This is a genomic window from Rhodococcus sp. NPDC003322, assembly GCF_053589555.1.
This window is the reverse complement of record NZ_JBSFSC010000001.1, coordinates 1,220,113-1,239,263: the sequence shown is the minus strand read 5'-3', so window position 1 is coordinate 1,239,263 and position 19,151 is coordinate 1,220,113. Positions and strand designations below refer to the sequence as shown.

Sequence of the window (19,151 nt, the reverse complement as noted above, 5' to 3'; positions counted from 1 at the left end):
ACATTCGGTATTCTCGGTGCGGGGGTAGACTCGCGGAATCCGGTGCACGGGGCTCGGAATGCGCGTTATTGCGAAGGGAACTCGGGTCATGGCAAAGAAGGTCACCGTCACTCTGATCGACGACGTGGATCAGGAGTCGACAGCTGACGAAACGGTTGAGTTCGGGCTCGACGGGGTGACCTACGAGATCGATCTGTCGTCGGAGAATGCGGCCCGTTTGCGTGAGCAGCTCGAGGTGTGGGTTTCGCACGCACGCAAGTCGACGGGGCGTCGTCGCGGAAAGCCTGCTCAGGTCGCCGGAAAGTCCCGAGTGGCGGTGGATCGCGAACAGAGTGCCGCGATCCGCGAGTGGGCGCGGCGCAATGGCCATCCCGTGTCCGCCCGGGGTCGAATTTCCGCCGAAATCACCGAGCTGTACAACAAGGCAAACTGAACCACCACATTTCCCTGCCCGTTTCCCCTGTCCACGCATCGCTGCGCTGCTAGCCTGCGGGCAGGGGAAACGGCGTCAACAAAGGGGGGTGCGTGGTGCGAGTGCGAAATGTCTCCAGTGTCAGGCTCGGGGCCGCATTGTTCGCTGCGTTAATTCTTGCATCGGCGACTCTATTTCTCGGCGCCGGTAATGTCCGCGCGACACCGGCGCCCCTCCCCGTTCCGTACCAGTTCCTGGCCGGCGTCCCGTTGGAACTCGGCAATCCCGGCGGATCCGCCCCGGGGTCGAACGACTGGAACTGCAAGCCCACCGCGGAGCATCCGGAGCCGGTCGTGCTCGTGCACGGCACCGCAGGCAACCGGCAGACCAACTGGGCGACCTACGCGCCTCTGCTGGCGAACGAGGGTTACTGCGTCTTCGCCCTGACCTACGGCGCCCACGAGGCTCTCCCGTGGCCGATCAGCGCCCTCGGTGGGATGGCCCCGATGGAGGAGAGCGCCGCACAACTCGGTGCGTTCGTGGATCGGGTGCTCGCCGCAACGGGCGCGCGGAAGGTCGACATCGTCGGCCATTCCCAGGGCACCCTCATGCCGACGTACTGGGTCAAGTTCCTCGGTGGCGCCGACAAGGTGGGGAAGTACGTCTCGCTGGCGCCGCTGTGGAACGGAGAGGGAGCGTTCGAGCTGGACACGAACCTCGCCGCACTCCGGCAGGGCGGGCTCGACGTGGCCGGGCCTGCGATCGCCCCGCTGTGCTCCGCGTGCGGGCAGTTCGTCGCCGGATCCCGGTTCATGACCGCGCTGCGTGACGGCGGTGTCTACGCGCCGGGCATCACCTACACGAACATCATCACCCGGTACGACGAGGTCGTGATCCCGTACACGAGCGGCTACGAGGAGGGTCCGAACGCAACCAACATCCTCGTCCAGGACCGCTGCGACCGGAACTTCGGCGACCACCTGTCCATTGCCGGTGAACCGGTCGCGGCGACGCTCGTGCTCAACGCGCTCGATCCCGCGCATCCGCGACCGGTGCCGTGCGTGTTCGTCCCGCCGGTCGTCGGCTAGACCTGGGGCATCTCTCCCAATCCCCGTTTCGGCGCCCCTGTCGCCCAATCGCCGCCCTGCTGCGTTGTCGTCGGCGCCGATACAACCCCGGTATCGGCTTCTCCTCCGCCTTCGGGGGCGATTGCTTCACCAGGTGCATCCGAGAGGAATTGAGAGACACGCACTAAGCGAAGGTCAGCACCTGGGTGACCGGTCGGCGCGGGGTGTCGTTCAAGGTCGCCGGGTGGGTCGGCGTGCCGACCCGGATCAGCAGTTGCGGGAACCCGGCCTCGGGGGCGAGCGCGTGGATGACGTCGCGGCTGCGATCGATGTCGGTCAGGTGGGTGAGCGGGCACGTGGCGAGCCGCTGCACCGTCGCCTCGAGCGAGACCGCGGACAGGGCCTGACCGCACCGAACCCAGTCGGTGGGGCCGTCCCCCCGGGTGCTGAGCACCAGCACGGTCGATTCGTCGACCGCGTCATCACCCGGGGCCGGTGCGGTGTGCGGGTCGGGGAACGCACGACCGACCGGCACCTTCGCGCGCTCGGCGCGGGTCGCCAGTGCGCTCTCCGGGATGCCCTCGGTCTCGAAGCTGTGCCCGGCCCACCAGTGCAGTTCGGCCTGGTAGGAGGCGTCGTACCGGCGTGCCGCGGAGCTCAGCTCGGTGGCCTCGGCCAGCGTGGGGCGGGTGTCGGCGGCCAGGAAGGTCACCGTCACGTCGTCGTCGGTGACGGTGCCGAGCAGTTTGTGCAGCAACGGGTTGTCGGGCAGCGGCGCGAACGCGGTGCGGTCGGTGCGGCGCCGCCGGATCGCGGCTAGCAGGTCGAAATCGTGGGACTGGGGCCGCGCATCCCGGCTGAAGCGGATCGTCGCCACCAGTTGCGGCTGTGCGGGGTCCGGGAGCAGGTCGACGTGGGCGCACCAGCGCAGTGCCGTCAGCGCGACCGTCAGATGGTGCAGGGCCGCGCCGCAGCTGATGAGCAGCTGCCGGCCGCGCGGGTCGGCGGCAACCAGGAGGCGGCTGGGGTCGGCGTACAGGTCGAGCCGGCCTGCGTCGTAACGCCACAGCCACGGCTGACTGTTGTGCACCGACGGGGCCCGGCAGGCCAGGTCCACTGCGGTGCGTACGACATCGGTGTCGGGGATGATGGCGTCCATGGCGTGGTCCTCACGATCTTGTCCTTGTGGACAAGTCTCGGCCGGGCCGAATCCCGAGGCTAGGGTCGATGGTCCCGACTTCGTCGCCCGTCGTCCGAGCGCGGCGAATCGTGTTCCGGGCCGCCGGTCGGAAACCTCGATGTTCGGCGGCGGGAATTTCCTCGACCGTTTCTCGTTCGGACAATAGGAACGCATTGCGGGGGAGCAAACTGCCCCTTCCGGCACTGTTCGCTGATGGCGTAGCGCCGTCGGGAAACGAAACCCCTGGCTGCTGCGTTGGGACAGGTAAGCATGCAGACTGTCCCCGTCTTCAATGGGATGGAGGCGGCGCAGGTCGCATCACCGGCCACTAGAGTGGAGGTGCGGCTCGTAAATCCCGCTGGGGATCTACCCATAAAGAACGTGAGGGAGAGCGATGTTCGAGAGGTTCACCGACCGCGCACGGCGCGTTGTTGTCCTGGCCCAGGAAGAGGCCCGGATGCTCAACCACAACTACATCGGCACCGAACACATCCTGCTCGGCCTCATTCACGAGGGCGAGGGTGTGGCGGCGAAGTCGCTTGAGTCGTTGGGTATCTCCCTCGAGGGCGTGCGCAGCCAGGTGGAAGAGATCATCGGGCAGGGGCAGCAGGCCCCGTCCGGTCACATCCCGTTCACCCCGCGTGCGAAGAAGGTGCTGGAGCTGAGCCTGCGCGAGGCGCTGCAGCTCGGCCACAACTACATCGGCACCGAGCACATCCTGCTCGGCCTGATCCGTGAGGGCGAGGGCGTCGCCGCCCAGGTGCTGGTCAAGCTCGGCGCCGACCTGAACCGGGTCCGTCAGCAGGTCATCCAGCTGCTGTCCGGCTACCAGGGCAAGGAGCCGACGGAGACCGGCGGAGGCCGCGGCGAGGCAGGCACCCCGTCCACCTCGTTGGTTCTCGACCAGTTCGGCCGCAACCTGACGCAGGCCGCGCTCGAGGGCAAACTCGACCCGGTCATCGGCCGCTCGAAAGAGATCGAGCGCGTCATGCAGGTGCTCAGCCGTCGCACCAAGAACAACCCGGTGCTGATCGGCGAGCCCGGCGTCGGCAAGACCGCCGTCGTCGAGGGCCTGGCGCAGGCCATCGTCAACGGCGAGGTCCCCGAGACCCTCAAGGACAAGCAGCTCTACACCCTCGACCTGGGTTCCCTGGTCGCGGGCAGCCGGTACCGCGGTGACTTCGAGGAACGCCTGAAGAAGGTCCTCAAGGAGATCAACACCCGCGGCGACATCATCCTGTTCATCGACGAGCTGCACACCCTGGTCGGTGCCGGCGCGGCCGAGGGCGCGATCGACGCGGCCTCGATCCTGAAGCCGAAGCTGGCCCGCGGCGAGCTGCAGACCATCGGTGCGACCACCCTCGACGAGTACCGCAAGTACATCGAGAAGGACGCCGCCCTCGAGCGCCGGTTCCAGCCGGTGCAGGTCGGTGAGCCGACGGTCGAGCACACCATCGAGATCCTCAAGGGTCTGCGGGACCGGTACGAGGCGCACCACCGCGTCTCGATCACCGACGGTGCGCTCGTCGCGGCGGCCACCCTCGCGGACCGCTACATCAACGACCGCTTCCTGCCGGACAAGGCGATCGACCTGATCGACGAGGCAGGCGCCCGGATGCGCATCCGCCGGATGACCGCGCCGCCGGACCTGCGCGAGTTCGACGACAAGATCGCCGACGCGCGCCGGGAGAAGGAGTCCGCGATCGATGCGCAGGACTTCGAGAAGGCCGCGAGCCTGCGCGACAAGGAGAAGCAGCTGGTCGCGCAGCGCGGCGAGCGGGAGAAGCAGTGGCGCTCCGGCGACCTCGACGTCATCGCCGAGGTCGACGACGAGCAGATCGCCGAGGTCCTGGGCAACTGGACCGGCATCCCGGTGTTCAAGCTCACCGAGGAGGAGACCACCCGTCTGCTCCGCATGGAGGACGAGCTGCACAAGCGGATCATCGGCCAGGAGGACGCCGTCAAGGCGGTCTCGAAGGCGATCCGCCGCACCCGTGCCGGCCTGAAGGATCCGAAGCGTCCGTCCGGTTCGTTCATCTTCGCCGGCCCGTCCGGTGTCGGTAAGACCGAGCTGTCCAAGGCGCTGGCGAACTTCCTGTTCGGCGACGACGACGCGCTCATCCAGATCGACATGGGCGAGTTCCACGACCGCTTCACCGCCTCGCGGCTGTTCGGTGCCCCTCCGGGCTACGTCGGCTACGAGGAGGGCGGCCAGCTCACCGAGAAGGTGCGACGCAAGCCGTTCTCGGTGGTGCTGTTCGACGAGATCGAGAAGGCGCACCAGGAGATCTACAACACCCTCCTGCAGGTGCTCGAGGACGGCCGCCTCACCGACGGTCAGGGTCGCACGGTCGACTTCAAGAACACCGTGCTGATCTTCACCTCGAACCTGGGCACCGCCGACATCTCGAAGGCCGTCGGGCTGGGCTTCTCGTCCGGCAGCGGCAGCGAGTCGAACTACGAGCGCATGAAGCTCAAGGTTCACGACGAGCTCAAGAAGCACTTCCGTCCCGAGTTCCTCAACCGCATCGACGACATCATCGTCTTCCACCAGCTCACGCAGGAACAGATCATCGAGATGGTGGATCTGATGATCGGCCGTGTCGAGAAGCAGCTGAAGAACAAGGACATGGACATCGAGCTGACCGAGCAGGCGAAGGCGCTGCTCGCCAAGCGTGGCTTCGATCCGGTGCTGGGTGCGCGGCCGCTGCGTCGCACCATCCAGCGCGAGATCGAGGACCAGCTGTCGGAGAAGATCCTCTTCAACGAGCTGGGCCCGGGCCAGATCGTCCTGGTCGACGTCGAGGGCTGGGACGGCGAGGGTGCCGGCGAGAACGCGAAGTTCACGTTCACCGGAACCCCGAAGCCGGTCAAGGTTCCCGATTCGCCGGCCGAGGCGCTGGCGAGCGCAGGCGAGTCCGACACCGCCGCAGGCGAGTAGGCACAGCACACACCACGACGCCCCGGAAGCATCCGCTTCCGGGGCGTCGTGGTGTGTGGGTCGGTTGCCGGTTGCCGGTTGTCGGTTGCGGAGTTTCTTATGATCGAACGACGAACGATCGCAGGGGGCGCCGGTGTCCGAGCGCAGGCTCGTATGCGTGACCGCCGCGGCTGTGCTGGTGCTCGTCGCGGGGTTGGTGCAGGCCCTCGCCGTGCCGGTGGCCCATGCACAGGGGGTGGTGTTGCCGATACCGACCGGACCGTACCCGGTCGGCAGTGCGGCACTGCACCTGATCGACGAAGGCCGCGCCGACCCCTGGCATCCTGACCGGCGCCGCGAACTGATGGTCACCGTGTGGTATCCGGCGCGGGACGTGGCCGGCCGTCCACGCGCCGGCTACACCGGTGCCGAGGCGGCTCTCGGCTACCCGCTCGGCGGGCGTCCCCTGACCGGAGTGACGGGGAACTCGTACGTCGGAGCCCCGGTCGACGATGCGCTCGGGGCGGTGCCGACCGTGCTGTTCTCGCCCGGCTTCGGCACCGCGCGCGGCGTATACACGGTGATGGCCGAGGAGCTCGCGAGCCGTGGCTTCGTGGTGGTCGCGATGGATCACACCTTCGAGACCCCGGCGGTGGCGTTCCCCGGTGAGCGCGTCGAGTACGTGGACACCGCGGTGCTGCGGGACGAGTCGATGATCGATGTCCGTGTCGCCGACAGCCGCTTCGTGCTCGACGATCTGTCCCGGATCGCGGCAGGCGTGAACCCGGACGCCGAGCAGGCCGCGCTCCCCGCTGGCCTCGCACAGGGCCTCGACCTCGACCGGGTCGGGATGTTCGGGCACTCGTACGGCGGGTACACAGCGGTGGAGGTGATGCGGGTGGACGCGCGCGTCGATGCCGTCGTCGACCTCGACGGAGCGATCGGGTCCGACGACGAGCCGTCGTCCGCGGTGACGGAGCCGCCGGATCGACCGGTCCTGCTGTTGGCGAGCGGGGCCACCTACCGGTCGAGGGGTGGCGGCCCGGTGACCTGGGATCCGACGTGGGGTCCGTTCCTGACGAACCACCGCGGCTGGGTGCGGGCGATTGCCCTACTCGACTCCGGGCACTTCAGTTATTCGGACCTACCCGTCTTCATTCCCATTGCCTCGGGGGTGTTGCCGTCGATCACCGCCGCGGCCGGGATCGGCTCGCCCGAGCGCGCGATCGCGGTGCAGCGCGAGTACGTCCCCGCGATGTTCGACCGGTTTCTGCGTGATCGTGACGGCGCGCTCCTGGACGGTCCGTCACCGCGGTTCCCTGAAATGCGCTTCTGGGGGCAGTGACCGGGCCGCACCGGTCGGCCGGGTCGCCGGTGACGAGCGGCCCGACGGATCACCGCCGGCTTGCCGTCCATGGGAAGTGCAGGCCGAGGCTACACCGGACCACGCGGTTTGCCACGGTGTTCCCCGGATCGATGGCGGAAGGTGCGGACGTGGTGTCCACTTGTACGGTGGCAACCCTCGTGGAGACCCGTCCCGCGCGTGCGTCGCTGGTGCTGACGACGCTGATTCTCGTTGCGGCCGTGGCGAATCTGAACCTTGCCGTCGCGAACGTCGCGCTGCCCGACATCGGGCGCGACTTCGACGCCAGTCAGACGTCGCTGAACCTGATCGCGGTCGGGTTCTCGCTGGGCCTGGCCGCGTCGGTGCTCTATCTCGGCGCGGTGGGGGACCGCTACGGCCGCAAGACGATGCTGGTGCTGGGCATGCTGCTGTCGCTGCCTGCCTCCCTGCTCGCCGGATTCGCGCCGAACGAGCAGGTGCTGTTTCTCGCCCGGGTGCTCGGCGGCCTCTCCGCGGGCATGGCCTACCCGACCACCCTCGCCCTGATCACCGCACTGTGGGCGGGCGCGGCACGAACCAAGGCGATCGCGTTGTGGTCGGCGATTGGCGGCGGGTTGTCCGCGCTGGGTCCGCTGGTCGCCGGGGCCCTGCTGGAATGGTTCTTCTGGGGTTCGGTGTTCCTGGTGACCATTCCGCTGGTGTTGGTGGCGCTCGCGATGACGGTGGTGTTCGTGCCGAGCCACGTCAACGAGTCGTCCGATCCGGTCGACCATCTGGGAGGGATGGTGTCGGTGGTCCTGGTGGGTGCCCTTGTGCTCGGCATCAACTTCCTCCCCGTGGACGGGATGAAGACGACGGCTCTGGTCGCGCTCGGGATCGCGGCGGTCGCCGGGATCGTGTTCGTCCTCCGCCAGTTGCGCGCCCGCAACCCCCTGTTCGACCTGAGGATCGCCAGGCGCCGGATCTTCTGGGTCGCCGCGGTGGCGGGCATCATCGTGTTCGGCACGCTGATGGGGGCGATGTACGTCAGCCAGCAGTATCTGCAGAACGTGCTCGAGTACTCCACCATCGCGGCGGGATCGGCGGCGTTGCCCGCCGCGATCGTCATGATCCTGGTCGCGCCGCACTCGGCCCGGCTCGTCGAGTCCAGGGGATCGCGGTTCACGCTGCTGACCGGGTACGTCGCAATTGTCGCGGGACTCGCGGTGGCGCTGCTGCTGTGGAATGAGGACGCCGACTACTGGGTGATCGCGCTCGGCTTCATGCTCCTCGGCGCAGGCGTGGGCCTGGCGGGAACCCCGGCGTCGCACTCCCTCACCGGGTCCGTCCCGGTGTCGCGTGCCGGAATGGCCTCTGGCACAGCCGATCTGCAGCGCGATCTCGGTGGTGCGATCGTGCAGTCCATCCTCGGTGCACTGCTCACCGCGGGATACACGGCGTCGTTCTCGGCCACCATCGCCGCGACCCCGCAGGCGTCCGAGGTCAGCGAGCAGACGCAAACCGCGTTGGAGAAGTCGTTCGCGGGGGCGGTGAACATCGCCGAGCGCTACCCGCAGTACGCGCAGCAGATCATCGCCGCCGCCCGTTCGGCCTTCCTCGAGGGCGACAACCGCGCGTACGCCGCCGCGATCGTGATCGTGCTGATCGGTGCCGCGCTGGTGTTCTTCGCGTTCCCCCGAGGGGATGCGGAGCGTGCACTGCTCGAGCGGTACGCGTCCGAGGACACCGCCGACGATCCGGACCGGAAGATGGCCGAGTCCTAGGCCGGTCGCCGGTGCGCCGAAAAGGGCGCCCGCGGGGCGGGCCGGGACGAGACTGGTGGGGTCCCGCTCGTCCGCCACTCGGAAGGAATCGCTCATGCCCACTCGTACCGCACGCACCGCATGGAACGGAACCCTCGAGCAGGGCTCCGGCCAGACCGAGCTGACCAGCTCGGGCCTGGCGACGTTCGACGTCTCCTTCCCGAAACGCGCCGCGGAGGAGGCGAATGGCGCCACCAGCCCCGAGGAGCTGATCGCGGCGGCACACTCGGCGTGCTACGCGATGCAGCTGTCGGCTCTGATCGGTGAGGCAGGCGGGGTGCCGCAGAGCTTGGAGGTCACCGCTGTCGTCGGTCTCGGCCCCGACGATCCCGGATTCAAGCTGACCGGGATCACGCTGACCGTCCGGGGTGAGGTCGAGGGTCTCGACGCCGACGGGTTCGCGCGGGTCGCGCAGGCGGCGAAGGAGACGTGCCCGGTCAGCAAGGCGTTGACGGGTGTGCCGATCACCCTGGACGCGGCGCTCGTTTGATCGCTGTACAAAAGATTGATCCTCGCAAAATGGCGTGAGCTCATTTATCATGGATTTCGCCGCGCCGATGCGTGAAGACGCCGTGAGACGCGGAATTCCCTTTGAAAAAATGGCACATCGTGAGACTTCGGTTAATTTCCGTCGCCTCGGACCAACGACTGCCGCCGAAGTGAGGATCGAATAACGTGGCCAACTCCGTCAAGGCTCCCGCCCGCCATCTCGTCGCGAAGATTGCCCTGGTAGGGGCGCTTGCCGCTGTGCCGCTCGGCTTCGCCGCCCCGGCGTTCGCAGTGGGCACCCATGCCGGCAGCTGCAATTTCAACGGGAACGTGAAGTGGGTGAAGGATTGCCCCGACGCGAAGTAGGAGTGAAATCGCGCGGCACCGAACAATTTCAATCGATGTAAGAAAACTGCCCCGGGCACCGAATGGTTCCCGGGGCAGTTCGTATTTGCGCCTGTGACGCAATCGGGATTCGGTCACCTGTCCGGCGCCTGATGCCGGGACGACCCGGCCGACGGGCCCTGGAACAAAACTCACGGTGATCGATGTTTCAACCAGTCGTGAGCCTCGAATCCGTTGACCCGTCCGCCCCCGTCGTGCTGGAGGTGTGGTCCGACATCGCCTGTCCGTGGTGCTACATCGGCAAGAAGCGGTTCGAGACCGCTCTCGCGCAGTTCCCGCACCGCGATCAGGTGCAGGTCGTGTGGCGGTCCTACCTGCTCTCCCCGGACACCCCGGTCGGACTGCGGCGCCCCGAGATCGACGCACTCGTCGAGATGAAGGGAATGCCCGCTGACCAGGTGAAGCAGATGTTCGCGCACGTCGCGAGCACCGCCGCCGCCGACGGGCTGACGATGGACTTCGAGACCGTCATTGCGGCCAACACCTTCGACGCGCACCGGCTCGTCCACTTCGCAGGCGACCGCGGTGAGGACCTGATGGCCGCGCTGTTTCGCGCCCACTTCGAACAGGGTCGAGTCGTCGACGACCGCGACGAGCTGGTCGCGATCGCCGCGGAGGCCGGGCTCGACGCCGACGCCGTCCGCTCTGCCCTCGATTCCGACGCCGAGGTCGACCGCGTGCGTGAGGATCTCGCGCAGGCCCGCGCGCTCGGTGTCTCCGGGGTTCCGTTCTTCGTCGCCAACCGGGCGATCGGTGTCTCCGGCGCCCAGCCCGTCGAGGTCTTCACCCAGCTGCTGGAGAAGGCCTACGCCGACGCGAGTCCGATCGTCACCCTCGCCGGTGCCGCCGACGCGGACGGCGCCTGCACCGACGGCTCCTGCGCCGTCTGAGGCGCGCCGGACCCCACCAACGGCTGAAGGGCACCTTCGTTCGGACAATGCGAACGAAGGTGCCCTTCAGGCAGGTGGGGACGGGTCAGCGCGTGCCGGCGAGCGCGGGCTGCATACGGGTCGCGCGCTCGGTGAGGAACGCGAACCCGAGTCCGAGGGCCAGCCACAGCGTCGCCTGGATGGCGAGCGACGAGATGCGGAATTCCCACAGGAGTGTCGCGGGGAAGTCCTCGCCGACCTCGTTGATGCCGGGCATCACGACGTAGCCGACGGCGACGACCGCGAGGAATGCCAGCACCGGGGCCGCGACCTGGATGGACAGGTAGCCGGTGGACGCCACCAGGCGTGCGACGTAGACGGCCACGGCCACCGCGAACAGACCCAGGACGACCGACGCGAGCCACAGCCAGGTGCGCTGGTTGATGGTGTCCGGGTCGCCGACCGCGGGCGGGTTCGCCGGGTACTTGAAGAACGGCACCGCCTCGATCGCGAGCCAGCCCGCACCGGCCAGTGCCAATGCCAGCACCGGGCCGGACAGCGTGGTGACTCGGCGTGCGTAGTGGGCGACGACCGCGAATATCGCGCCCAGAGCCAGACCGGCGAGCGTGGTCGCGAGGAACAGCCCGGCCCGCTGGCCGTCGCGGCTGACCAGGGCGTCGTCGCCGTGGGAATGGCCCGCCGTTGCACTGGCCTCGGCGTCGCCGTGGTCGTGTGCCGCCGTGGTGTCGTGCGCGTGCTCCTCGGCCGGGGCGGAGGCGGCTTCCTCGATCGCGATGGCCGCGTCGACGTGCGGTTCGCCGATCACGAACGCGACGGCACCGGCCAACAGGCCTGCGACGAGGCCGGCCAGCAGGCCGCGGACGAGGAGTTTCGTGAAAGTGTCGGTCAGTGGCACGGCAGTCCCAGCAGGTGTCGACCGTCATGCATGAGTTCGTGCATGTACATGCCGGTGCGCGAGACCGCGCCCTGGTCGAAACCGACCAGGTACAGGGTCAGCATCGCGAGCAGGACCACGCCCGCGATGATCAGGGCAACACCGACCGACTCGGTCGACCTGCTGGGGGTGTGAACAACAGCCATCGTTCCTCCTTGGGATTACGCGTCCCTCAAAGCACAGGCGATGACGACGGTGTCTGGCTGTCGAGGAAGCCCTCGATTACAGTGGCGCGACCGCTCCGGACTCGTACCGGATTCCCGTCGGGCATCGCAATTACTCGCGCACTGTCGCACCGACCTGCCTCCGGTGTCAATCGGGACACGGCGCCGCCGCCCGATCCCTCGGTGGCCCGGACGGTGTCCGGGCCGCCCGTCGGGGAGGCTCAGGAGGGCACCTTGTCGAGGAATCCGAGCACGTGCACGAGCCGTCCCGCCTCGTCGTGCTCGACGACGTCGAAGCCCTCGATCAGGTCCTCGGCGCCGGTGGGCCCGAGCTGCCAGCCGAACCGGGCCTGCTCGTGGTGGCCGTCCACCGGGCCGCGGAGCCGGAAGCGCATCCCGGGGAACCGCCCCTGGACCGCGCCGATCGTCGCGTCGATCTCCGCGTGACCGCACGCCGCGACCGTCGGGTCGACGTAGCGACCGTCCGGCGCCCACAGTTCCTCGATCGAGGTGCGGCGCGCGCCGGGGTCGGTTTCGTTCCAGACCGCGATGTACCTGGCGGCGAGGGTGTCGAAGTCGCTCATGGGAGCCTCTTTCGATCGGTTGTGCCGGCCCGGGTGGCCGACTGACGAGACCACTGTGCGGCCGGTGCGGCCGGTCGTCGATTACCCGGGAGGTAATGGATCCGCCTCCCCGGTCGCACCTAGGCTCGGGCGATGACCACACTCGTGGGACGGGATCGGCCGGTCGGTGATCTGCTACGTCACTGGCGTGAACACCGACGGATGAGTCAGCTGGAACTGGCCGGCCGTGCGGAGGTGTCGGCCCGGCATGTCAGTTTCCTCGAGACGGGGCGTTCGCGCCCGACCCGGGCGATGCTGTTGAGGCTCAGTGAACAGCTGGACATTCCACTGCGGGAACGTAATTCGCTCTTCCTTGCGGCGGGCTTCGCGCCCGCCTACCCGGAGCATGCACTCGGTGACGTCCCGATGGCCTCGGTGGCGCGGGCGATCGGGCAGATCCTGCACGCACATCTGCCTTCCCCGGCGGTGGTCGTGGATCGGCACTGGCACCTGGTGGACGGCAACGACGCGGTCGCGCTGCTGGTCGACGGCTGCTCTGCGGACCTGCTCGAGCCCCCGGTGAACGTGCTGCGCCTGAGTCTGCACCCGGAGGGCATGGCCCCGAGGATCGTGAACCTCGGCCAGTGGCGAGCCCACGTGCTGCGCCGCCTCGAGCACCAGATTGCCGCGACCGGCGACCCGGTGCTCGGTGGTCTCGCCACCGAGCTCGCGGGCTATCCGTGTGCCGATCCCGCGGTCGAACCGGAGCCGGGTGCGCTGGTGGTGCCGATCCGAATCCGTACGGCGGCAGGCGAACTGGCACTCCTGAGCGCAACGACGGTGTTCGGGACGCCGCTCGACGTCACCGTGGCGGAGCTGGCGATCGAGACGTTTCACGCCGCCGACGAACGCACGGCCGAGGCGCTGCGTCGGTTCGCGGGTTGACGGCGCGCCGGCCGCCGCGAAAGCGCGCGGCCGGCGCTGCCGGAAGGGGGTGGGTCAGGCCTGCTTCGCCGCGACGTCGAGGACGACCTCGAACTCGAGCAGCGAGGCGCCGGTCGCGACCGGCTTCTTGGCCTCGCCGGCGTGCGCGGCGCGGGCGTCGCCGTCACGCCATGCGGCGAAGGCGTCCTCGGACTCCCACTGGGTCACGACGAAGTAGCGGGTCTCACCGCCCGTCGGACGCAGCAGCTGGAAGCCGAGGAACCCCGGCGAGTTCTCCACAGTGCCCGCGCGCTGTGCGAACCGCTTCTCCAGCTCCGGACCGGCGCCCTCGGGCACCTCGATTGCGTTGATCTTCACGACTGCCATGGCCGCGAGGGTACTCCCGCCGGGCCCGGTGCCGGCCGGTTCAGCCCGCGGCGGCGGTGTCGGGTTCGCCGAGATGGTCGGTCAGTACCGCCAGCTGGATCTTGCTGGCGTCGGCGTGCACCTCGCGTCCGGCGTCGGTGACGTCGACGAAGACGCCTCGACGGTCGGATTCGCACAGCGATCGCGACACCAGGCCGGCCTTCTCGAGCCGGGCGACGCTGCGGGAGAGGGCGCTCGGGCTGAGGTACATGTCGGCGGCCAGTTCCTGCATCCGTGGATGCGTACAGGTCACCGACACCAGGCGGTCCAGCGTCTCGAAGTCGCTCATGCTCAGCCCGTGTGCGCTCTGCATCTGCCGGTCGAGCTCGCATGCGATGCCGTTGTACCGGCTGAGCAGGGCGCGCCAACTGTCGCGCAGCTCCGCTTCTGTCGTCATGGCCGCATCCTAGTTCGGCCCCCGGATGGGTGCAAGCAAAATAAATGCAAAGGAAATTTATGCTTGTGCATTGATTGCGCGTGCATCTAATCTTGCCGACGTGACTGTCACCGGAACCACCTCGAACCTGACAACGCCGGATTCCCCAGCCCCCGAACAGGGTTGGACCGGCCGCCTCTGGGGGATCCTCGCGGTGCTCTGCGTCGTGATGTTCCTCGACGGCCTCGACGTCTCCATGGTCGGCGTCGCGCTCCCGTCCATCGGTGCCGAACTCGGCCTCGACACCACCTCGCTGCAATGGATCATCAACGGCTACGTGCTCGGTTTCGGTGGCCTGCTGCTGCTCGGTGGGCGCACCGCCGACCTGCTCGGCCGCCGCCGCGTCTTTCTCGTGGCACTGTCCGTCTTCGCGGTCGCGTCGCTGATCGGAGGCGTCGTCGACAACGGAACCCTGCTCATCGTGACGCGTTTCGTGAAGGGCCTCGCCGCGGCGTTCACCGCTCCGACCGCGATGTCGATCCTGACCACGACGTTCCGGGAGGGTTCCGCCCGCAACCGGGCGCTGTCGATCTTCTCGGTCTTCGGCGCGAGTGGCTACTCGTCCGGACTGATCCTCGGCGGTCTGCTCACCAGCGCGGGCTGGCGGTGGACGTTCCTGATGCCGGTGCCGTTCGCGGTCGCCGCGCTCGCGGCGGCGTGGGTGCTGATCCCGAAGGACCGTCCGGCCGACAGCGGAGGGCACGACCTCGTCGGCGCGGTCACCCTCGTCACGGGAATGCTGCTCACCGTCTACACCGTGGTGTCCGCACCGTCCCGCGGATGGGCGGATCCGCTCACCCTCGGATCGTTCGTACTCGCTGCGGCCCTGCTGATCTCGTTCTTCGTGATCGAGAACCGGGTGCCGCACCCGCTGGTGCGGCTGAGCATCCTGCGGGTGGGGACCATCGTGCGGGCCAACCTTGCCGTCGTCGCGCTGTTCGGCTCCTACCTGAGCTTCCAGTTCATGATGACGATCTTCCTGCAGTCTGTATTGGGCTGGTCGCCGTTGAAGATGGCGCTGGCGCTGCTGCCGACCGGGTTGATCGTCGCGGTGACATCGCCGTTCGTCGGTCGGCCGATCGACCGGTTCGGAACCTCCCCGGTGATCCTGGCCGCGCTCACCTCGCTCAGCCTGGGCTACCTGTGGTTCCTGTTCGTCGGCAGTGATCAGCCGACGTACGCGGTGGCGATCCTGCCCGCCGCGATCCTCCTCGGCATCGGGTTCGCACTCGGTTTCACCTCGATCATGGCGCAGGCCACCGCCGGTGTGGACGACGCGGAGCAGGGCTTGGCCTCGGGGTTGGTGCAAACCTCCGCCCAGGTCGGCGCCGCGCTCGTGTTGGCACTGACCACCGCGTTGGTCACCGCCGGATCGCATGCCGGGGGATCGGCCGACGCCGGTTTCGACCAGTTCCGGCCCGGTCTCGTCCTGGTGACCGGTGTGGCGCTGGTCGGTCTGGCGATCACCGTCGCACCGTCGATCCGGCGCCGCAGATACACCGCGGTCCCCACGCCCTGGCAGGACTGATCGGAGGTTGTTCACCGATGTGGCGCGGCACCGGGCTAGCCTCGGTGCCGTGCTGCATGACGAGGGTGGGACCGGCCGGCCGATTCTGTTGCTCCACGGGCTGATGGGCAGCGCCCGAACCTGGCGTCGACACGTGCCATGGCTGCGCGATCACGGCCACGTGTACACGTTCGACGCGGCTGGGCACGGCCGCCCGGCGCCGACGGAACTGACCACCGAGGCGTTCGTCGCCGACCTTGCGGCCGCGCTGGACCCGATCGACGAGCCGATGGCCGTGATCGGTCACTCGATGGGCGGACTGCACGGCTGGTGTTTCGCCGCCGCCCACCCCGGCAGGGTGCGGGCACTGGTCGTCGAGGACATGGCGCCCGATTTCCGGGGGCGAACCGCAGCGGAGTGGGCGGCGATGATCGGGTCCTGGCCGACCCCGTTCCGCGACGAGCAGCACATGGTCGAGTTCTTCGGACCCGTTGCCGCGCAGTACTTCATGGACTCGTTCGACCGCCGCGACGACGGCTACCACCTGCACGGTGAGGTGCCCGTCTGGCGCGACATCTCCGAGGAGTGGGGCACCCGCGACTTCTGGTCGCAGTGGGCGGAGGTGCAGGCGCCCGCGCTGCTGCTCGAAGGCGAGTTCACCATCACCCCGGCGGGGCAGATGCGGGAGATGGCGCGGATGCCGAGGAAGGCCGAGACCCGCTACGAGTGGGTCGCCGGTGCGGGACATCTCGTGCACGACGACCGGCCCGCCGAGTACCGCGCGGCTGTCGAGACCTTCCTCGCCGACGTCGACCGGCCGTAGTCGCCCGGTAGCACCGACCTCCGGTTCGCGCTGGTGTCGGACGGCTTGGATACGGTTGCGCCATGGCAACTCCCAGCGACTTCGACGCCCTCCGCCCCGTCCTTCTCGTCACCGGGGACAACAGCTCCAGCATCATCTACTCGCCCGGTGGGCCCGAATACCATCAGCACCGAACGGCGCTGGAGGCACATGGAATCGAGGGTTCCGGCTACGACTTCTCGGGCGCACTCCAGGCGGTGCTGACGGATCGGTCCCCGGCGACACTCGACGCGGTGGGCTTCGATCCCGAGGGCGGCATGGTCAGCGTGTACGGCAACGACCTCGACGCCCTGCTGATCGCCGCACGGACCCTGCACACCCTGGTTCTGGACGCCGACGCGCTGGGGGCCGCTCTCGCCCGCTCGATCGAGCTCGGCCTCGACGACTAGGTCGAAACCGACTGGGGCGAACCGATTCAGCCCTCCCCGGCGAGGGCGAAGAGTCCGTCCTCGGTCTGCTCGATCAGTCCGTCGACGAGCAGCGAGTCCAGTGCCCGGTCCCGCTGTGCGACGTCGGTGAGCCAGACCTGGTCCAGCCGCGCGCGTTCCACGGGTCCGTGACTGTCCCGCAGGACGTCGAGGAGGCGGCCGCGCACCTGCCTGTCGGTGCCCGCGAACTTCTGCACCCTGCGTGGCGGTCCGGTGTGCGCGGGCCGTCCGGCCGCCACCCACGCACAGTCGTCGAGCGGGCAGCGTCCGCAGTCGGGGGTGCGGGCCGTGCACACGGTCGCCCCCAGTTCCATCAGTGCCGCCGAGAACACCGCCGCGCGGGCCCGGGTCCGGGGCAGCAGCACCTCCGCGTCGGCGAGGTCCCGGTTCGTCGACGGGTTGCCCGGTTCGGCGGCCCCGTGCACGGCGCGGGCGATGACCCGCCGAACGTTGGTGTCCACCACCGGAACCCGCTGTCCGTAGGCGAAGCACGCGACGGCCCGCGCGGTGTACGCGCCGATGCCGGGCAGGGACAGCAGCACGTCCACGTCGTCCGGCACCACGTCGCCGTGTTCGGCGGCGAGCACGCCCGCGCACTCGTGCAGGCGCAGCGCCCGGCGAGGGTAGCCGAGCTTGCCCCACGCCCGGAGTACCTCGCCCTGGCCCGCAGCGGCCATCGCCGACGGCACCGGCCAGCGCGCCACCCACTGCTCCCAGATCGGCGCCACCCGGGCGACCGGGGTCTGCTGGAGCATGATCTCGCTCATCAGGATGTGCCAGGCCGTGACCCCGTCGTGCCGCCACGGCAGGTCACGCGCCGCACGCTCGTACCAGCCGATCAGTGCGCTGGATTTCACCGGATCGTCACTCTGCCCTTCGCTGTTTCGCCAGGTCGCCACCGTGTCCGTTTCGGGGAGGGGTGCACAATGGCTGACATGCCCAATTCGAACCCCATTTCAGCCTGGAAGGCCCTCAAGGAGGGTAACGAGCGGTTCGTCAGTGACCAGCCGCTGCATCCCAGCCAGGGCATCGCCGACCGAGCGGAGCTCGTCAAGGGACAACATCCCACCGCGGTGCTGTTCGGATGCGGGGACTCCCGCGTCGCCGCCGAGATCATCTTCGACCAGGGGCTCGGCGACATGTTCGTCGTGCGTACCGCAGGTCACACCATCGACACCGCCGTCCTCGGATCGATCGAGTACGCGGTCGGTGAACTCAACGTGCCGCTGATCGTCGTGTTCGGCCACGACAGCTGCGGGGCGGTCGCCGCGACGCTCAAGGCACTCGACGACGGCGAGGTCCCCGGCGGGTTCATCCGCAGCCTCGTCGAACGAGTCACCCCGTCGATCCTGATGGGCCGTAACGAGGGACTGAGCACCGTCGACGAGCTCGAAGGCCGGCACGTGATCGAGACGGGCCGCCTGCTCATGGACCGGTCCCGGATCATCGCCGAGAAGGTCGAGAAGGGCACTTGCGCGATCGTCGGTGTCACCTACACGCTGGCCGACGGCAGCGTGAAGCTGATCAGTGTGGTCGGCGACGTCGGAGAGACCGCAGACGAAAGCTGACCGGGGGCCTGACACGCGGACAGGTGGACGACACGCCGGACCTGGTTGAGGGTGCGTGTACCGCGGGCACCTACCGTGGTATCCGTGATGGAACCGTCCGGGCCGCTGCCCCCCGAGATCTACTGGCGACGTCGCTGGCTTGCCATCGGTGCTGGGGTCGTCGCGCTTCTCCTGCTGATCTGGATCGTCTCCGCCCTCCGCGGCGGGGGCGACGACGATCCCGCCGCTGATGCGGCGGCCGTGAGTTCGTCGCTGACGTCGACGACCTCGGCCTCCGGATCGGCGACCGAGTCGAGTTCCGCCGCGGGCGGCGCGTCCGGATCGGAGTCGTCGGCGGCGTCCGGCGAGGGCTCCCCGTCCGGTACCGCCGTCGCCGCGCCCGCGGGCCAGTGCGCCGACAACTCCCTGGCCATCAAGGTCAGCGCCGACAAGGCGACGTACCCGGCGGGGGAGGAGCCGGAGTTCGGGATCGTCATCACCAACATCGGCAACGGGACGTGCGACCGGGACCTCGGCGCGGGGATGCAGCAGGTCCTCGTCTACACCCTCGACGGCCAGCAGCGGCTGTGGTCGAACAACGACTGCTACCCGAACGCCGCGCCCGACCTGCGCACACTCAAGCCCGGTGAGCAGGCTGCGTTCACGGTCAAGTGGTCCGGGGCGACCTCCGAGCCGGGATGCGCCGCACCCCGGGACCCGGTCGGCGCCGGCGCCTACACCGTGGTCGGGCAGCTCGGGAACCTGCGCAGCACCCCGGAGCCGTTCAACCTGAGCTGATGCGCTTTAGTTGCTCGTGAGTGAACTTCATCTCGGTGAGGGTGAAATTCGC

The 19,151-nt window shown here is 68.6% G+C and carries 21 protein-coding genes and 1 riboswitch; of the genes, 14 read left to right on the top strand and 7 right to left on the bottom strand.

Going from position 1 to position 19,151, the window contains the following annotated elements:
* Positions 1-88 precede the first annotated feature (88 nt).
* Together ACWDUM_RS05850 and ACWDUM_RS05845 are read left to right on the top strand one after the other, a co-directional pair.
* Positions 89-433, top strand: coding sequence for a histone-like nucleoid-structuring protein Lsr2 (locus ACWDUM_RS05850; protein ID WP_450112345.1), 345 nt, complete (start codon positions 89-91; stop codon positions 431-433).
* Between the two features lie 152 nt (positions 434-585).
* On the top strand, positions 586-1,500 hold the full coding sequence (locus ACWDUM_RS05845) for an esterase/lipase family protein (RefSeq protein WP_450133336.1): 915 nt from the start codon (positions 586-588) through the stop codon (positions 1,498-1,500).
* A gap of 163 nt (positions 1,501-1,663) precedes the next feature.
* Here the strand turns inward: ACWDUM_RS05845 and ACWDUM_RS05840 are convergent, their stop codons facing one another.
* Positions 1,664-2,638, bottom strand: coding sequence for an Acg family FMN-binding oxidoreductase (locus tag ACWDUM_RS05840; protein WP_450133214.1), 975 nt, complete (start codon positions 2,636-2,638; stop codon positions 1,664-1,666).
* A gap of 415 nt (positions 2,639-3,053) precedes the next feature.
* Between ACWDUM_RS05840 and ACWDUM_RS05835 the strand changes: the two genes are divergently transcribed.
* From ACWDUM_RS05835 to ACWDUM_RS05810, 6 genes are all read left to right on the top strand, one after another.
* On the top strand, positions 3,054-5,600 hold the full coding sequence (locus tag ACWDUM_RS05835; protein ID WP_450112343.1) for an ATP-dependent Clp protease ATP-binding subunit: 2,547 nt from the start codon (positions 3,054-3,056) through the stop codon (positions 5,598-5,600).
* A gap of 157 nt (positions 5,601-5,757) precedes the next feature.
* Positions 5,758-6,924 (top strand): alpha/beta hydrolase family protein, encoded by a 1,167-nt coding sequence (locus tag ACWDUM_RS05830; RefSeq protein WP_450133213.1) that lies wholly within the window; start codon positions 5,758-5,760, stop codon positions 6,922-6,924.
* A gap of 131 nt (positions 6,925-7,055) precedes the next feature.
* Positions 7,056-8,687, top strand: coding sequence for an MFS transporter (locus tag ACWDUM_RS05825; protein ID WP_450133212.1), 1,632 nt, complete (start codon positions 7,056-7,058; stop codon positions 8,685-8,687).
* A 94-nt stretch (positions 8,688-8,781) separates the two neighbouring features.
* Positions 8,782-9,216 carry an OsmC family protein gene (locus ACWDUM_RS05820; RefSeq protein WP_450133211.1) on the top strand — a complete coding sequence of 145 codons (435 nt, stop codon included), beginning with the start codon at positions 8,782-8,784 and terminating at the stop codon, positions 9,214-9,216.
* Between the two features lie 185 nt (positions 9,217-9,401).
* The gene (locus ACWDUM_RS05815; protein WP_450112339.1) at positions 9,402-9,581 is read left to right on the top strand and encodes a hypothetical protein; all 180 of its coding nucleotides are present in this window, start codon (positions 9,402-9,404) and stop codon (positions 9,579-9,581) included.
* Positions 9,582-9,763: 182 nt separating this feature from the next.
* Positions 9,764-10,510 carry a DsbA family oxidoreductase gene (locus tag ACWDUM_RS05810; RefSeq protein WP_450133210.1) on the top strand — a complete coding sequence of 249 codons (747 nt, stop codon included), beginning with the start codon at positions 9,764-9,766 and terminating at the stop codon, positions 10,508-10,510.
* An 85-nt stretch (positions 10,511-10,595) separates the two neighbouring features.
* Here the strand turns inward: ACWDUM_RS05810 and ACWDUM_RS05805 are convergent, their stop codons facing one another.
* The 3 genes from ACWDUM_RS05805 to ACWDUM_RS05795 all read right to left on the bottom strand — a co-directional run bounded on the left by ACWDUM_RS05805 (position 10,596) and on the right by ACWDUM_RS05795 (position 12,192).
* Positions 10,596-11,405, bottom strand: a complete 810-nt coding sequence (locus tag ACWDUM_RS05805; RefSeq protein ID WP_450133209.1) for a CbtA family protein — start codon at positions 11,403-11,405, stop codon at positions 10,596-10,598.
* Positions 11,396-11,590: a CbtB domain-containing protein gene (locus tag ACWDUM_RS05800; protein WP_450112336.1), complete on the bottom strand. Its 195-nt coding sequence runs from the start codon at positions 11,588-11,590 to the stop codon at positions 11,396-11,398. The genes ACWDUM_RS05805 and ACWDUM_RS05800 overlap by 10 nt, the downstream gene beginning before the upstream one ends.
* A 27-nt stretch (positions 11,591-11,617) precedes the next feature.
* Positions 11,618-11,755, bottom strand: a riboswitch (cobalamin riboswitch).
* A 74-nt stretch (positions 11,756-11,829) separates the two neighbouring features.
* Positions 11,830-12,192, bottom strand: coding sequence for a nuclear transport factor 2 family protein (locus ACWDUM_RS05795; protein ID WP_450133208.1), 363 nt, complete (start codon positions 12,190-12,192; stop codon positions 11,830-11,832).
* A 132-nt stretch (positions 12,193-12,324) separates the two neighbouring features.
* On the opposite strand from ACWDUM_RS05795, the gene ACWDUM_RS05790 reads away from it, so the two are divergent.
* Entirely contained in the window at positions 12,325-13,116 is a 792-nt protein-coding gene (locus ACWDUM_RS05790; protein ID WP_450133207.1) for a helix-turn-helix domain-containing protein, read from the top strand.
* A gap of 54 nt (positions 13,117-13,170) precedes the next feature.
* On the opposite strand, the gene ACWDUM_RS05785 is transcribed toward ACWDUM_RS05790, so the two are convergent.
* Together ACWDUM_RS05785 and ACWDUM_RS05780 are read right to left on the bottom strand one after the other, a co-directional pair.
* Complete coding sequence (locus ACWDUM_RS05785; RefSeq protein ID WP_450112333.1) at positions 13,171-13,482, bottom strand: antibiotic biosynthesis monooxygenase family protein; 312 nt, start codon at positions 13,480-13,482, stop codon at positions 13,171-13,173.
* 40 nt (positions 13,483-13,522) lie between these two features.
* On the bottom strand, positions 13,523-13,918 hold the full coding sequence (locus ACWDUM_RS05780) for a MarR family winged helix-turn-helix transcriptional regulator (protein ID WP_450133206.1): 396 nt from the start codon (positions 13,916-13,918) through the stop codon (positions 13,523-13,525).
* Positions 13,919-14,018: 100 nt separating this feature from the next.
* Between ACWDUM_RS05780 and ACWDUM_RS05775 the strand changes: the two genes are divergently transcribed.
* The 3 genes from ACWDUM_RS05775 (at position 14,019) to ACWDUM_RS05765 (ending at position 16,715) form a co-directional block, all read left to right on the top strand.
* A complete protein-coding gene (locus tag ACWDUM_RS05775) occupies positions 14,019-15,485 on the top strand; it encodes an MFS transporter (RefSeq protein WP_450133205.1) in 1,467 nt (488 codons plus the stop codon).
* 49 nt (positions 15,486-15,534) lie between these two features.
* Positions 15,535-16,287, top strand: coding sequence for an alpha/beta fold hydrolase (locus ACWDUM_RS05770; RefSeq protein ID WP_450133204.1), 753 nt, complete (start codon positions 15,535-15,537; stop codon positions 16,285-16,287).
* A 62-nt stretch (positions 16,288-16,349) separates the two neighbouring features.
* A complete protein-coding gene (locus tag ACWDUM_RS05765; protein ID WP_450133203.1) occupies positions 16,350-16,715 on the top strand; it encodes an Imm51 family immunity protein in 366 nt (121 codons plus the stop codon).
* Between the two features lie 26 nt (positions 16,716-16,741).
* Here the strand turns inward: ACWDUM_RS05765 and ACWDUM_RS05760 are convergent, their stop codons facing one another.
* Positions 16,742-17,611: an A/G-specific adenine glycosylase gene (locus ACWDUM_RS05760; protein WP_450133202.1), complete on the bottom strand. Its 870-nt coding sequence runs from the start codon at positions 17,609-17,611 to the stop codon at positions 16,742-16,744.
* Between the two features lie 78 nt (positions 17,612-17,689).
* On the opposite strand from ACWDUM_RS05760, the gene ACWDUM_RS05755 reads away from it, so the two are divergent.
* Positions 17,690-18,322 carry a carbonic anhydrase gene (locus ACWDUM_RS05755; protein ID WP_450112327.1) on the top strand — a complete coding sequence of 211 codons (633 nt, stop codon included), beginning with the start codon at positions 17,690-17,692 and terminating at the stop codon, positions 18,320-18,322.
* Positions 18,323-18,406: 84 nt separating this feature from the next.
* Positions 18,407-19,099 carry a hypothetical protein gene (locus ACWDUM_RS05750; RefSeq protein ID WP_450112326.1) on the top strand — a complete coding sequence of 231 codons (693 nt, stop codon included), beginning with the start codon at positions 18,407-18,409 and terminating at the stop codon, positions 19,097-19,099.
* Positions 19,100-19,151 lie beyond the last annotated feature (52 nt).